Genomic DNA, 14,549 nt, shown 5'->3' on the forward strand with positions numbered 1-14,549 from the left:
ACAGGGGGTAATGACGTTGACAGATTCACAGAGGGTTACGGTTATCGGGGCAGGACTTGCTGGCAGTGAAGCTGCCTGGCAGATCGCCAGCCGAGGCGTACCCGTTACACTATACGAGATGCGGCCGGTCGTAAAGACGCCGGCTCATCATACGGACAAGTTCGCCGAGCTTGTATGCAGTAATTCGCTTCGCGCGAACGGATTAACCAATGCGGTCGGCGTATTGAAGGAAGAGATGCGGATGCTGAATTCCCTCGTCATCGGATCGGCTGACCGCAATTCCGTCCCGGCTGGCGGCGCATTGGCCGTCGACCGCGACGGCTTCTCCGGAGAAATTACGGAAACCTTGCATCAGCATCCGTTAATCGAGGTCGTAAATGAAGAAATTCAGCATATACCTGAAGAAGGCATCGTTGTGATTGCTACGGGACCGCTGACTTCGCCGGCATTGTCGTCGCAAATCCGCGAGCTGATGGGCGAAGACTATTTCTATTTTTACGATGCGGCTGCTCCGATCGTGGAAAAAGACTCTATTGATATGAGCAAGGTCTATCTGGCATCCCGTTATGATAAAGGCGAAGCGGCTTATCTGAATTGTCCCATGACGGAAGAAGAGTTTGACGCTTTCTATGACGCTCTAATCAATGCGGAAGTCGCACAGTTGAAAGAGTTTGAGAAGGAGATTTATTTCGAGGGCTGCATGCCGATCGAGGTCATGATGAAGCGTGGCAAACAAACCGCCTTGTTCGGCCCGATGAAGCCTGTTGGATTGGTGAACCCGCATACGGGCAAGCTGCCGCATGCTGTGGTGCAGCTCCGTCAGGATAATGCGGCAGGAACCCTCTATAATCTTGTCGGTTTCCAGACTCACTTGAAATGGGGCGAACAGAAGCGCATCATTTCCATGATTCCGGGCCTCGAGAACGCCGAAATCGTGCGATACGGCGTCATGCACCGCAATACGTTTGTCAATTCGCCGAAATTGCTGGAACAAACCTATCAGGTGAAAACACGGCCGAATTTGTACCTGGCGGGACAAATGACCGGCGTCGAAGGGTATGTTGAATCGGCGGCGTCCGGATTGATTGCTGGCATTAATGCGGCAAGGGCGGCTCAGGGGCGTGAGGGGATCGTATTCCCTCAGGAATCGACCATCGGGAGCATGGCTTATTACATAACCCATGCGGATCCCGATAATTTCCAGCCGATGAACGCGAACTTCGGTCTTCTTCCGGGCCTAGAGAAGCGGATTCGCAACAAAAAGGAAAAGAACGAAGCGCTTGCGAACCGTGCTCTTGACGGGGTACGCGTATTTATCAGCGAGCATGAACTAAATACAATCTAATCTTATTTTCTTAGGGAGGTCTTGCCATCATGGAAATGACTTTTCACGCCACGACGATTTGCGCAGTGCGGCACAATGGCACGGCAGCTATAGCCGGCGATGGCCAAGTCACATTCGGTGAAAGTGTAGTCATGAAGCAGACCGCCAAGAAAGTGCGCCGTCTTTACCGGGGACAAGTTGTCGCCGGTTTTGCCGGTTCTGTGGCGGATGCGATCACGTTGTTTGAGAAATTCGAAGGCAAGCTGGAGGAGCACCATGGAAACCTGCAGCGGGCCGCTGTCGAGCTTGCGAAGGACTGGCGTCAAGACCGGGTGCTTCGCAAACTTGAAGCCTTGATGATTGTTATGGACAAAACGGGGATGCTGCTGATTTCCGGCGGCGGCGAAATCATCGAGCCTGATGATGATGTGCTGGCCATCGGGTCAGGCGGCAATTTTGCCTTGTCTGCCGGACGTGCGCTTAAACGCCATGCAGGGCATATGGAAGCGAAAGACATCGCCAGAGAAGCCCTTCAGATCGCTTCTGAGGTGTGTGTCTACACCAACAGCAACATTATTGTTGAAGAGCTGTAAGAGGGCCATGCAGCAACATATAGCCATATCAGGGGTGGAGGTATTCGCGATGAGTAAAGAATCGATGACGCCTAGACAGATTGTATCCGAGCTGGATAAATACATCGTAGGCCAGAAGGACGCTAAAAAATCGGTCGCTGTCGCACTTCGGAACCGTTATCGCCGGAGTCTGCTGACCGATGACGAGCGGGATGAAATCGTACCGAAGAACATTCTGATGATCGGTCCTACCGGCGTCGGCAAAACGGAAATTGCGAGAAGGCTTGCCAAGCTGGTCCATGCACCGTTCGTCAAGGTCGAGGCAACGAAGTTTACCGAGGTTGGTTATGTCGGCCGTGATGTGGAGTCCATGGTGCGGGATCTGGTGGAAACCGCGATCCGGATGGTGAAGCTGGAACGTACGGAGAAGGTTAAGGACAAAGCCGAGGAAATGGCGAACGAGCGGATCGTTCAGCTGTTGGCGCCTTCAACCAAAGGCCAGAAGAGCCAGCGTAATCCCTTTGAGATGCTATTTGGCGGTGGAAACAACGAAACCCAGGCCGATGAGGAAGAGGCGGACGATAAGGACGTTAGTCTTAAAGAGAAGCGGAGACAGGTGCGCTTTAACCTGCTGTCCGGCAAGCTTGAAGACGAAACGATTGAGATCGATGTGGAGGATGCCGCACCGAATATGTTCGACATGTTTGCCGGACAGGGCAACGATCAGATGGGCATGAATATGCAGGAAATGTTCGGCAACCTGATGCCGAAGCGTACGAAGCGCCGCAAGCTATCCGTCAAGGAAGCCAGAAAAGTGCTTACGCAGGAAGAAGCAGGCAAGCTCATTGATATGGATGATGTCATCCAGGAGTCCATACGACGGGCCGAGCAATCCGGGATTATTTTCATCGACGAAATCGACAAGGTTGCCAGCCAGGGACGTCAATCGGGTCCTGATGTGTCCAGGGAAGGCGTGCAGCGCGACATTCTGCCTATCGTGGAAGGCTCCACGATCATGACGAAATACGGGCCGGTAAAAACGGACTTTGTCCTGTTTATTGCTGCTGGCGCATTCCATATCGCGAAGCCGTCGGATTTGATTCCCGAGCTTCAGGGGCGTTTTCCGATTCGGGTAGAGCTGAACAGTTTGTCGCTCGACGATTTTGTTTCCATTTTGACCGAGCCGAAAAACGCATTGACCAAACAATACGTCAATCTGCTTCGTACCGAAGACCTGGAAATCGAGTTTTCGCCGGAAGCGATACGGGAGATTGCCCAAATCGCGGCTTCGGTGAACCAGAACACGGAGAATATCGGCGCACGGAGGCTCCATACGATATTGGAGAAGCTGCTGGAGGATCTGTCGTTTGAAGCGCCTGAATTGACGCTGGACCGGATGGTGATCACCCCGCAGTATGTCCGGGAGAAACTTGCCGGCATCGCCCAGGATCGGGACCTGAGCCAGTATATTCTGTAGTTGCATTCGTATAGGTCTATCTGCCGGGTATGCAAAAAGGAGATAATTGTCGATATTCATCCCGGCCTTTCTTGCTGGATGTCGAAGCGCTTTCGCATGTTGGAAGGGAACGGGACGGATTTCGCAATTTTTTGTGAATATTCAGGATGGGAACAGGACCTACCTAGCGGGTAAATTCACTTAAAATTTACAGATTTAGTGGTACGATTTGCAATAATATAGAAAAAAATCGGATAAAAATGAACACAAAGCCCTTCTTTTTGGTAAAAGATAGGGCTTTTTTCTTATTGTAAAAAGTCCCAATCTTTAAGAAACTTAGTTTATGTGACATCATGTTGTCTTTTTCTACTTAAGACCTAGGTTAGTTCGTACGGATTATATTATTTGTCGAAAAAAGAGGGTTTAGCTAGGAAGAGTGGAATACCTTTCGGCAAATCCAGTCAGGAGGAATGAGCTAGTGAATCTGTTGAATAATAGTTCTTTTCAACGGCTTCAAAGCGGTTTGGATGCAGCGAATCTCAGGAACAACGTGATTGCAAACAACATCGCGAACGTGGATACACCTCATTTTAAGAGATCCGAAGTATCCTTTGAGAGTCTTCTGAAGAAAGAAATGGATGGAGCCCAGTTGTCGCTTCAGGGCAGAAGAACGGATCCCAGGCATTTTGTCATCGGTCCAACCGGGTCAATCCCGGATGCTTCGGTCATAAAGGACGGCAGCAGTTCCATGAATAACAACCAGAATAATGTCGATGCAGACAGAGAAATGTCGCTGCTTGCAGAGAATCAGCTTCGTTATAATTCGTACATACAAGCTGTAAATGAGCAGATTCGAATGATGCGTACAGCTATTGAAGGGAGATAGGGATTCATGAATATTAGCAATAGCTTCGGAATTAATGCATCAGCTCTAACGGCACAACGGCTTCGAATGGATGTTATCTCCTCCAACATAGCCAATGCGGAAACCACGCGCGCGCGAATCGAGAATGGACAAGCCGTTCCGTATCGCCGAAAGACGGTTGTGTTTCAGCCGCAGCAGGAATCCTTCGAAGGGCTTCTCAGAGCCCAGATGAACGGTCAGAATGCAGGGCAAGGGGTCAAGGTTGCGCAGGTGCGGGAAGATCAATCCCCGTTGAAGCAGGTATATAACCCCACACATCCGGATGCGAATGCTGAAGGCTATGTCTTTATGCCTAACGTCGATATTACGAAGGAAATGGTGGATATGCTTGCAGCTACCCGTTCTTACGAGGCTAACGTTACGGCGATAAACGCTTCGAAAGCGATGATCATGAAGGCTTTGGAGATTGGAAGATAAGACGAGGATATATACATAGACCAGCATAGTAGGAGGAGAGAGAGATGATTCAGAATGCAATGTTCAGTGTTCAGGGTGTACAGCCGCTGCAAATGCAGGAGCAAGTGAAAAATGGTGCGACTCCTTCCGAATCGATTCGAGATTTTGGCTCTTACCTAAATGAAGCACTGAACTCCGTGGCCGCGCAGGAACAGAACGCGCACGTGATGAGCGATAAATTAATGATTGGACAAGTAAACGTAGATCAGGCGATGATATCCGCCCAACAGGCTCTGTTGAGCATCCAGCTCACGACACAGGTCCGAAACAAAGTGGTAGAAGCCTATCAAGAGATCATGCGCACGCAAATCTAAATGTTTCTAGCAAAGTTTCGGATGGGGTGACAATGTGAACGAGAGAATTACCCAATATCGGGAGAGAATGACCCAGTATTGGAACCAATTCAGCAACAAACAAAAAATAATGTTAATCGCTACCGTAGCATTTGTTCTAATTGCTCTAGTCGTACTAACGATGCAGTTCTCTAAGACGAAGTATGAAGTAGCGTTCCGGGATCTGAATTCCAGCGACGCCGCAGGCATCATCAGCCACCTGGAGACCCAGGGGATTTCCTACAAGCTGAGCGAGGACGGTAGAAGCATTCTGGTTCCGAGCACAAGCGCAGCTAAAGTCCAGATCGATGTAGGATCACAAGGACTGGTGCAGAACGGCACGATCGGATTCGAAACCTTCGAAAAGAATGCGTCAGCCATCGGGATGACGGATAACGAATTCGAAGTGAAATATGTAAATGCACTGAACGGCGAAGTCGAACGGCTGCTGGAGAAGATGCAGGGCGTTCAGGACGCAACGGTATTATTGAACCTGCCTAAAGAAAGTGTGTTCGCGAAAAACGGAAACGAAGATCAGGCCAGCGCTTCCGTGGTTGTACAGTTTAAACCGGGCTATCGTCCTAATCAGGAAGTCATAGACGGTTACTACAACCTCGTGAAAACGGCCATTCCCAATTTGCCGATCGAGAACATTACGATCACCAATGACGAAGTCGAGCTGCTCGCAACAGCTAAAGGCGGTCAAGGCGGATTGATCGGCAAGGTGGAAGAAAATTTCGCGCTTCAGAAAAAATTCGAAAACGACGTAAGGCAAAATGTCCAGCAATTCCTCTCGCAATACATGGGTTCGAATAAAGTCAATGTTCTTGTAGCTTCCAAACTGAACTTTGATCAGGTGCAAAGCAAGGAAAACATCGTAACCCCTGTGGATGAAGAAGAAATGAAGGGGATTGAGCTCAGCGTTCAGGAGATCCAGAAGAACTATTCGGGAACCGGCAGTCCTACAGGCGGCGTGGCCGGCGTAGGCGAAGAGGCAGTTCCGGGATATCCAAGCGATTCTGGAAGCGGAGAAACGAATTCGGAAGAGCTCTCCAAAACCGTTAACTATGAGGTTAACCGGATTACGAAGGATATCATTGCAAGTCCATATACTGTTAAAGATTTAACCATTAATGTCTCGGTTGAACCACCTGCCGGGCAACAAACTTTGGATGATGCCACAAGAACGGCTATTCAGAACATCCTGGTCAATATTGTAAGAGCATCGCTTTCGGATTCAGACTCTACTTATACAGACGCTGATTTGTCCAAAAAAGTTTCGGTTATTTCGCAGGTATTTAATGTAAATGCGGATGAAAATCCGAAATCCGTATTTTCACAGCCTGTATTATGGGGAATCGGTATCGCTGCGTTGGCATTGATTGCGGGAGGAACCTATTTCTTCATCCGCAGACGCAGACAGCAGCAGGAGGAGCTTGAAGAGGACATTCAGCTTCCGCCCGTTACGGAATTCCCGTCGATTAATCTCGAAAGCATAACCAATGAAAGCCAGGTTCGTAAGCAGCTCGAAACCTTGGCGAAGAAGAAGCCAGATGAATTCGTGAATTTACTTCGCACATGGCTAGCTGAGGAATAGAGGTGGAAGCATTGGCTAAGGGAAATAACCAAATGTTAAGCGGACGTCAAAAAGCGGCTATACTGCTCATTACACTTGGCCCGGAAGTGTCTGCTCAAATATTTAAGCATCTTCGAGATGAAGAAATCGAACAATTAACGCTCGAGATTGCGAATGTTCGCAAAGTCGACAGCGTCGAGAAAGATAGCATTATTCAGGAGTTCCATCAAATTTGCCTGGCCCAGGAATACATCTCGCAGGGCGGCATCAATTACGCGAAGGAGATTTTGGAGAAGGCGCTTGGACAGCAAAAAGCGATGGAAGTGATCAACAGGCTGACGGCAACGCTTCAAGTAAGACCGTTTGACTTCGCCCGTAAAGCGGATCCGAGCCAAATCCTGAACTTTATCCAGAATGAGAATGCCCAGACCATCGCTCTCGTATTGTCTTATCTTCAATACGAGCAGGCATCCGCGATCCTGTCTTCGCTCCCGCAAGAGAAGCAGGCGGAAGTTGCGCGCAGGGTTGCAGTCATGGACAGCACCTCGCCGGAAGTCATCGCTCAGGTGGAGCGCGTGCTGGAACAGAAGCTGTCGGCTACGGTGACGCAGGATTACACCAGTGCGGGCGGCATCGAGTCCATCGTTCAAATTCTGAACGGCGTAGACCGCGGAACGGAACGGACGATCCTCGACTCCCTGGAAATCCAGGATCCCGAGCTTGCGGAAGAAATCAAGAAGCGGATGTTTGTGTTCGAAGACATCGTCAACGTGGACAACCGTTCGATACAGCGCATCATCCGCGACGTCGAGAACGCGGACCTGCAGCTTGCGCTCAAGGTGGCAAGCGAAGAGGTGCGGGACGTTATTTTCCGCAATATGTCCAAGCGGATGGCCGAAACCTTCCGCGAAGAAATGGAATATATGGGACCGGTGCGGCTGCGTGACGTGGAGGAAGCCCAGACTCGGATCGTAAGCACGATCCGGAGACTCGAAGAAGCGGGCGAGGTTATTATTGCCCGCGGCGGAGGAGATGACATCATTGTCTAACTTGATCAAATCGTCCCACTATAAACCGATGGATGTGTTGAAAGAGTTGGATCTTGCTCGTCGTTACGCTTCGCCAACCGAGGAAACGGTAGAGGAACCTGTACCGCCGACGGCCGAGCCGGCCGCTGTACAAACGCTGGCTGAAGCCGAACGTTTGAAACATGAAATGCTGAAGGACGCTCAAGAGTTTGCCGAGAGGCAAATCCGGGAGGCCTCGGAAGAGGCGCAGCGTCTGTTGACCGAAGCGCAGGAGCAGATTGAGGCTTGGTGGACCGAAAGAAGACTTCAGGACGAAGATTTGTCCGAAACGCTGAAAATGGAAGGTTTTAATCAAGGATATACGGAGGGCTCTGCCAAGGCGGAGCTTGAGATGAAGGAACTGATGGAGCAGGCGACGCTGCAAGCGAGCGAGCTGCTTCAGCTCGCGCACCAAGCCAAGGAAGATCTGATCCAGGAAGCAGAGCCGTTTTTGGTGGAGCTCAGCTGCAGCATTGCGGAGAAGGTGCTGGATCGTCAGCTTACGATCGAACCGGAATTCACGCTGGAACTGATTCGAAAGAACCTGGCGCGCAAACGGGAAAAAGGAATCATTTCCCTCTGCGTAGCTCCTGATCAGTTCGAATTCGTATACGCCGCGCGGGAAGAGCTCGGATTATCGATCGACTCCCAGGCGGAGCTTCAAATTTTGCCGGACTCCACGGTTAAGGATCGCGGCTGCGTCATCCGGTCTTCCTTCGGAAGCGTGGACGCACGCATCGATACACAGCTGGCCGAGATCAAAAAAGAACTCGTACGGATCGCCCTTGATGTCGAGGAACGGAGAAATCAAGATGAAGAAGCTGAATAGCGCCCGTTACATGGACCATCTGAAACATCTGGATCCCGTCCGCATCAACGGCAAGGTTACGCAGGTCATCGGATTGATGGTGGAGTCCGAAGGGCCGGATGCCAGCATCGGCGACGTTTGCTACATCTATCCCACGAAGCAATCCAAGCCGCTCAAGGCGGAGGTCGTGGGTTTCAGAGATAATAAAGTGCTGCTGATGCCTCTCGGCGAGCTTCACTCCATTGGCCCGGGCTGCGATGTAGTGGGCACAGGCAAACCGCTGAGCGTGCAGGTCGGTTCGGAACTGCTTGGCAAAGTGCTGGACGGATTGGGACAACCGCTCGACGGATCCATCATTCCGGCACGCATGCCGCATTACTCCACCCATAACGTTCCGCAGAACCCGCTTAATCGGCCCAGGGTTCAGGAGCCGATCAGCATCGGCGTCCGGGCGATTGACGGATTGCTCTCCATCGGCAAAGGCCAACGTGTCGGCATATTCGCCGGCTCTGGCGTCGGGAAGAGTACCCTGATGGGGATGATCGCACGCAACACCTCAGCCGATGTCAATGTCATTGCCTTGATCGGTGAGCGGGGACGAGAGGTGCTAGATTTCATCGAGCGAGACCTGGGTCCCGAAGGTTTGAAACGGTCCGTTGTGATCGTGGCCACCTCGGATCAACCGGCGCTCATCCGCATTAAGGGGGCCTTGATCGCTACCACGATCGCCGAATATTTCAGGGATCGCGGCCTGAACGTGATGCTGATGATGGATTCGGTTACCCGTTATGCGATGGCGCAGCGCGAAGTCGGGCTTGCCGTAGGGGAACCGCCGGCGATGCGCGGTTACACTCCGTCGGTATTTGCCAGTCTGCCGAAGCTTCTGGAACGCGCAGGCACGGGTCCGACGGGTTCGATCACCGCTTTTTACACGGTGCTGGTAGACGGCGACGACATGAACGAACCGATCGCGGACGCGGTCAGGGGGATCCTGGATGGTCACATCGTCCTCAACCGGAATATCGCGAACAAAGGCCATTTTCCGGCGATCGACGTGCTGGCCAGCATTAGCCGGGTCATGAAAGACATCTCGCCTGAGGAACAAATCGATGCCTCCGAGAACGTAAAGCGTTTGATGGCGATCTACAAGGACTCGGAGGATTTGATCAATATCGGAGCTTACCAACAGGGCTCGAATGCCGACATCGATGAATCGATCGAATACATCGGCCGAATCTGGGATTTTACGAAACAAAAAGTGAATGAGAAGACCACATTGGATGAGGTTCAGGAACGTTTGATTTCCGAGTTTTCAAGGAGATGACTTTGAAGAATGAAATTTCATTATGCATTCCAGAAAATCGTAGACCTGAAAAGCAACGAGAAAACGCAAGCGGAATGGATGCTGTCAAGCGCCATCGGGAAGCTGCAGGCGGAAGAGAAAAGCTTGAATGAGCTGTATGAGATGCGGGATCAAATGTACCGCGCTCAGCAGGAAGCGGCGTCGCGGTGCGTGCCTGTCGCAGAAATCCGAAACATTCAGGTCTATGCAGAGCACCTGGAAGAATGCATTGAACGGAAACGGGATGACATACGGATCGCCCATGTCAATGTAACGAAGAAACAAAAGGTATTGTCCGACAAAATGCTTGACGAAAAAGTGTGGCTGAAGGCAAGAGACAAATCCCAAGAAAAGTTCCGGCATGAAAGTCTCCTTCGGGAACAAAACGAGCTGGACGAAATGGCGACGGTACGTTTTGCGATCAGAGCCCGTTAAGGTTTGCAAACACCGGTGGGTATGACCGCGAGGGAGGAATGAGTGTGGCACGAAAAGACATGCCGCTTGATAAGGAAGAATCAGGCGGTGGATTTGAACGGATATTGTTGATTTTGGTACCTGCTATATTCACGATCGTTCTGCTCGGAGCGCTCGCCGTATTTTTCAGAGCCGATGTCCGGGATGGGCTGCTCGAAGTAGCCAATAAAATTCCGGTCGTTAAGAACTGGGTCCCTGACCCGGTGTTGACCCCGGAAGAGCAGAAGCTCAAAGAGGCGAAGCAGCAGGAAGAAAGCGCAGAAGCGACGATCGTGGAACTTAAGAAGCAGCTTGCCGAGAAAGAAGAAACGTTAAACGAAGTAACGGAGCAAAAAGCAACGCAGGAAAACAAGGTGAAAGAGCTGGAAACCCAAATAGAATCGATGCAAAGCACATCCACGGACGGCGAGGCGGAAGAGGAAGACGCGTACACCAAGCAGATTCGTGAGCTGTCCAAGCTTTATGCGGACATGAGTCCCAGCAAAGCCGCACCGATCATGCAGAACCTGACGCTGGAAGAAATGGTGCTAATGCTGAGCCAAATGAAGAGCAGCAACCGGGTTGCCATCCTTCAGAAGATGGATCCGAAAACGGCGGCGGATGCAACCATGATGCTGAAAGACGCGGAGACCTCCGAAGATCTGGCCATTGCCGCTTTGCAATCCAGGCTGAAGAAGAACGACGCGGAGGCTGCGCAGAAGAAAACCTCCGAGAACCTGGATAAAAGCCAGCTGAATCAGACTTTTGCCGGAATGACGCCTGCCAACGCTGCGGACCTGCTGATGCAAACGTACAAGATCAGCCCCGCGAAAACGATGACCATTCTAAATACGGTGGACGATGCTACTCGTTCGCGAATTTTAAATGCGATGTCCTCGAAAGACGCGGAGCTGGCAGCTAAAATATTGAATCGCCTGATGGGCTCTAAATAAGCTCTGAAATGAATCTCCATCCTCAGGAAAGGAGGTGAAATAGACGATGACAATAACGGTACAAAGCAGTATGTCTTCTTCCGTCAGCAGTACCGCGGGAAGCGGAAAGACCAGCGCAGCCGGTCAAGCGACAGCGGGTGTTTCCTTTGATGCGACGCTGACTTACCAGATGAACGGCAGCGGCAGCGGCGCTGCAACAACTTCAACAGAAGTCGCGGCCAAGCTGGAATCCCTGCTTGCGCAGTATACAGCGGAAACCGACGAATCGGTCGAAGGCTTAATGGAGCTGCTTCAAGGATTGCTGCAGGAGCTAGATACCATGGACCAGGCGTTAGAAGAGGATCCATCGTTATTGCAAGAGCTGCAGAACTGGCTGACGCAAGCGAACCTTCTGTTGAGCGGAACAGCTCCTCAAGCCCAAGGTAACGCGGACGGCAATGAGATGTCGCCATTGGCTTCCCATCCGGAAACGATTCGGTTTGCGGTACAGGACACGATCAGCCAGCTGGCTTCGATGCTATCCAAATCGGGTCAGGTAGACCTCCAGACGGAGGCAGCCGTCAAACAGCTTGTCCAGTCCTTCCAAAGTTTGCTTGGTCAAGGAACGGGGACTGGAGAAAGTAAAGCAAGCGGCAGTTTTGCCAACATCCTAAGCCAAAAGCAGCCGGATGCGGTACAGCCTAACATTGCAGCGAATACTGCAGGACAGTCGGCTTCATCTGAGACAACGGGGCAAGCGAACGCTAAATGGTCTACTCTGGCCACAAGTACCCCGGTTGACGGCACAGCAGCTGAATTCGCGTTAAACGAAGGAGATTCCCTACTGGAGCAAGGAACGGTTACTGCCGGTCAGCTGGCCCTGCGTTCCGGAACCCAAGTTACGGTTAAACCTGCAGCTCCGCCGGTGCCTGTTGAGAATTTCTCTAACGAAATGACTTCCTTCATTATTAATAAGCTCGAAATCGTGAAGCAAACCGGTTTTACCGAAGCGAGAATCTCCTTGAATCCGGAACATCTGGGCCAAGTGGACATCAAGCTAACGATGCAGAACGGCCAGTTGATCGCACAGTTCATGACGCGGTCGACGGATGCTAAAGAGCTGATTGACCAGCAAATGGCACAGCTTCGAAGCGCATTGCTGGCCCAAGGACTTCAGGTCGAGAAAATTGAGGTTACGCAGAGCAGCCAGCCATCCAATGCCAATCTTTATCAGGATGGACGTCAGCCTGGATCAGGACAGCAGCAGCCGCAGCACCGCTCGAAGGAAAAAGATAGGCCTTCCGACGATGCCGTTCTTGCCGCGAATTTGACGGAAGAATTGAACGATTGGATTGCCGAGCATCAAGCCGACGATGAGAACTTGCAAGCAGGAACATTTACCGCGAAAGCCTAACAGTGAGGAGGTGAGCTTGGATGGCAACAAATCCGGTATCTACGAAAAATATGTGGCCCAATTATGCCAAAGGGAACGTCAGCACTAAAAACGGAAACGGCCAAGAGCTTGGGAAGGACCAGTTCTTAAGCATTCTGATTACGCAATTGCGGCATCAGGATCCGCTTCAGCCGATGCAGGACCGGGAATTTATTGCCCAAATGGCCCAGTTTACTTCCCTGGAGCAGCTGATGAATATCAATACTCAATTGACGGCAATGAGCCAGTCTTTGGGTGCTGCTTCAAGTTTGATCGGTAAACAGATCAGCTGGATGTTCAAACCGGAGGATGGCTCGGACTCCGTCATGAAGAGCGGTCTTGTGGATTCCATCATCGTACGCGAAGGCGTCCATTACGCAAAAGTCGGTGAAAGTGAAGTATCGCTTGATCAGATCGTGAAAATCGAGAACGCTATGGCCGAGAATGATCCAGGAGCAACGGATCCTGTTCCTTCCGAACCTGAAGCAGGCAATCCGGATCCGGGAGAGCCTGAAGCCGGAGACCCGGGACAAGATGAAGAGTCTGGGGGAACCTCACCATGAGTGACCGTATGATGATCGGGCATTTATTTCCCGGGAAAATACATCCCGCAGCGCTTCACAATGAACGAAAAACAGCGCAAGCTCAACATAGTCCTCCACCCGGGACGTTCCAGGAGCTCTTAAATGAGAATCTCCTGAAAATTAGCAATCATGCGGCGAAGAGACTACAGCAGCGCGGCATTGAATTGAAGGGTGATCAGTTGGAACAGATCCAGAGTGCGGTGGACAAAGCCGCAGCGAAGGGGAGCAAGGAATCGCTCATTCTGATGAAGGACATGGCCCTTATCGTGAATATTCCGAACCGGACCGTAGTCACGGCGATGGATGGCAAGGCGATGAAAGACAACGTGTTCACGCAAATCGATAGTGCAGTTATTATTTCATAAATCTGGCTGGCCCGTGAGGAAGCCAGGCGGCCGCTGATCGACAGAAGCGGTCCATAACAGAAGGAGGAAAATCGATGTTAAGATCCATGTATTCCGGCATTTCCGGAATGAGAGGTTTCCAAACCAAACTTGACGTCATTGGTAATAACATTGCCAACGTAAATACGGTTGGGTTTAAAGCGGGACGTGTCATGTTTAAAGATATCCTCAGCCAAACGATGTCCGGCGTTACGCCGGGAACCGACGATCCATCCGGCGGCGTAAACGCGAAGCAGATCGGTCTCGGCGTATCCATCGGCTCGATTGATACTTTGCATACGCCAGGCAGTGCAATGACAACCAATAATCCGACAGACCTGAGAATTGACGGAGACGGATTCTTCATGGTAAAGCTCAGCGAGGATCAAGAAGTGCCTTTCTTAACTCGTGCTGGCGACTTTCATGTCGACGTAGCGCGTAACCTGGTCACTTCGGACGGTATGCTCGTTCTCGATTCGGCGGGTGACCCAATACAGCTGGACGAAGAGGTTACGGCATTCACAATTGCTCAGAATGGCGCCATCATTCAGAAGATGAGTGACGGAACGACGGAAGAAGGAGCCATCATCGGCGTTGCGAAAATTCCGAATCCGGAAGGCCTGGAAAAAATCGGAGGCAATATGTATCGCGTGACCCTGAATGCAGTTCCGGATGGCGATCTGGCTGCCGTCATGTTTGAAGGGAACAACGCGGAAGAAGGAACCGGTGCGATTATTGCCGGTCAGCTTGAAATGTCCAACGTTGACTTGACAGGCGAATTTTCTGAAATGATCGTCGCTCAGCGCGGCTTCCAAGCTAACTCCCGGATCATCACGACTTCGGATGAAGTGCTTCAAGAAGTTGTCAATCTGAAACGATAAGGATGGATAGGGAGGGGCCTTCCCCT

The 14,549-nt window shown here is 51.2% G+C and carries 16 protein-coding genes; all 16 read left to right on the top strand.

All coding sequences use genetic code 11. The features are described from left to right. Positions 1 to 10 precede the first annotated feature (10 nt). The 16 genes from trmFO to JNUCC32_RS04995 all read left to right on the top strand — a co-directional run bounded on the left by trmFO (position 11) and on the right by JNUCC32_RS04995 (position 14,523). Positions 11 to 1,345 carry an FADH(2)-oxidizing methylenetetrahydrofolate--tRNA-(uracil(54)-C(5))-methyltransferase TrmFO gene (trmFO, locus tag JNUCC32_RS04920; RefSeq protein WP_375120308.1) on the top strand — a complete coding sequence of 445 codons (1,335 nt, stop codon included), beginning with the start codon at positions 11 to 13 and terminating at the stop codon, positions 1,343 to 1,345. 29 nt (positions 1,346 to 1,374) lie between these two features. Next, positions 1,375 to 1,917, top strand: a complete 543-nt coding sequence (gene hslV / locus JNUCC32_RS04925) for an ATP-dependent protease subunit HslV (protein WP_006211334.1) — start codon at positions 1,375 to 1,377, stop codon at positions 1,915 to 1,917. A 49-nt stretch (positions 1,918 to 1,966) separates the two neighbouring features. Then, entirely contained in the window at positions 1,967 to 3,373 is a 1,407-nt protein-coding gene (hslU, locus tag JNUCC32_RS04930; protein ID WP_096774516.1) for an ATP-dependent protease ATPase subunit HslU, read from the top strand. A 457-nt stretch (positions 3,374 to 3,830) separates the two neighbouring features. Beyond that, positions 3,831 to 4,238, top strand: a complete 408-nt coding sequence (gene flgB / locus JNUCC32_RS04935) for a flagellar basal body rod protein FlgB (protein ID WP_015736331.1) — start codon at positions 3,831 to 3,833, stop codon at positions 4,236 to 4,238. Positions 4,239 to 4,244: 6 nt separating this feature from the next. Continuing rightward, complete coding sequence (gene flgC, locus JNUCC32_RS04940; protein WP_009594707.1) at positions 4,245 to 4,694, top strand: flagellar basal body rod protein FlgC; 450 nt, start codon at positions 4,245 to 4,247, stop codon at positions 4,692 to 4,694. A gap of 44 nt (positions 4,695 to 4,738) precedes the next feature. Continuing rightward, a complete protein-coding gene (gene fliE, locus JNUCC32_RS04945; RefSeq protein WP_009594713.1) occupies positions 4,739 to 5,047 on the top strand; it encodes a flagellar hook-basal body complex protein FliE in 309 nt (102 codons plus the stop codon). A gap of 34 nt (positions 5,048 to 5,081) precedes the next feature. Then, positions 5,082 to 6,662: a flagellar basal-body MS-ring/collar protein FliF gene (gene fliF, locus JNUCC32_RS04950; RefSeq protein ID WP_009594716.1), complete on the top strand. Its 1,581-nt coding sequence runs from the start codon at positions 5,082 to 5,084 to the stop codon at positions 6,660 to 6,662. Between the two features lie 11 nt (positions 6,663 to 6,673). Beyond that, positions 6,674 to 7,690 carry a flagellar motor switch protein FliG gene (fliG, locus tag JNUCC32_RS04955; protein WP_015736330.1) on the top strand — a complete coding sequence of 339 codons (1,017 nt, stop codon included), beginning with the start codon at positions 6,674 to 6,676 and terminating at the stop codon, positions 7,688 to 7,690. Beyond that, positions 7,683 to 8,537 carry a FliH/SctL family protein gene (locus tag JNUCC32_RS04960; protein WP_192571272.1) on the top strand — a complete coding sequence of 285 codons (855 nt, stop codon included), beginning with the start codon at positions 7,683 to 7,685 and terminating at the stop codon, positions 8,535 to 8,537. Before fliG ends, JNUCC32_RS04960 begins: the two co-directional genes overlap by 8 nt. Then, positions 8,521 to 9,840 carry a flagellar protein export ATPase FliI gene (fliI, locus tag JNUCC32_RS04965; RefSeq protein WP_009594717.1) on the top strand — a complete coding sequence of 440 codons (1,320 nt, stop codon included), beginning with the start codon at positions 8,521 to 8,523 and terminating at the stop codon, positions 9,838 to 9,840. Before JNUCC32_RS04960 ends, fliI begins: the two co-directional genes overlap by 17 nt. A 9-nt stretch (positions 9,841 to 9,849) precedes the next feature. Then, positions 9,850 to 10,293 carry a flagellar export protein FliJ gene (fliJ, locus tag JNUCC32_RS04970; RefSeq protein ID WP_009594763.1) on the top strand — a complete coding sequence of 148 codons (444 nt, stop codon included), beginning with the start codon at positions 9,850 to 9,852 and terminating at the stop codon, positions 10,291 to 10,293. Between the two features lie 38 nt (positions 10,294 to 10,331). Continuing rightward, complete coding sequence (locus JNUCC32_RS04975; protein WP_015736327.1) at positions 10,332 to 11,264, top strand: MotE family protein; 933 nt, start codon at positions 10,332 to 10,334, stop codon at positions 11,262 to 11,264. Positions 11,265 to 11,310: 46 nt separating this feature from the next. Beyond that, complete coding sequence (locus tag JNUCC32_RS04980; RefSeq protein WP_192571273.1) at positions 11,311 to 12,657, top strand: flagellar hook-length control protein FliK; 1,347 nt, start codon at positions 11,311 to 11,313, stop codon at positions 12,655 to 12,657. Positions 12,658 to 12,677: 20 nt separating this feature from the next. Continuing rightward, positions 12,678 to 13,238: a flagellar hook capping FlgD N-terminal domain-containing protein gene (locus JNUCC32_RS04985; RefSeq protein ID WP_192571274.1), complete on the top strand. Its 561-nt coding sequence runs from the start codon at positions 12,678 to 12,680 to the stop codon at positions 13,236 to 13,238. After that, the gene (locus tag JNUCC32_RS04990; RefSeq protein WP_192571275.1) at positions 13,235 to 13,624 is read left to right on the top strand and encodes a TIGR02530 family flagellar biosynthesis protein; all 390 of its coding nucleotides are present in this window, start codon (positions 13,235 to 13,237) and stop codon (positions 13,622 to 13,624) included. Before JNUCC32_RS04985 ends, JNUCC32_RS04990 begins: the two co-directional genes overlap by 4 nt. Before the next feature lie 74 nt (positions 13,625 to 13,698). Further along, entirely contained in the window at positions 13,699 to 14,523 is an 825-nt protein-coding gene (locus JNUCC32_RS04995) for a flagellar hook-basal body complex protein (RefSeq protein WP_119847462.1), read from the top strand. Positions 14,524 to 14,549 lie beyond the last annotated feature (26 nt).

Source organism: Paenibacillus sp. JNUCC32, assembly GCF_014863545.1.
Lineage (GTDB): Bacteria > Bacillota > Bacilli > Paenibacillales > Paenibacillaceae > Paenibacillus_AQ > Paenibacillus_AQ lautus_A.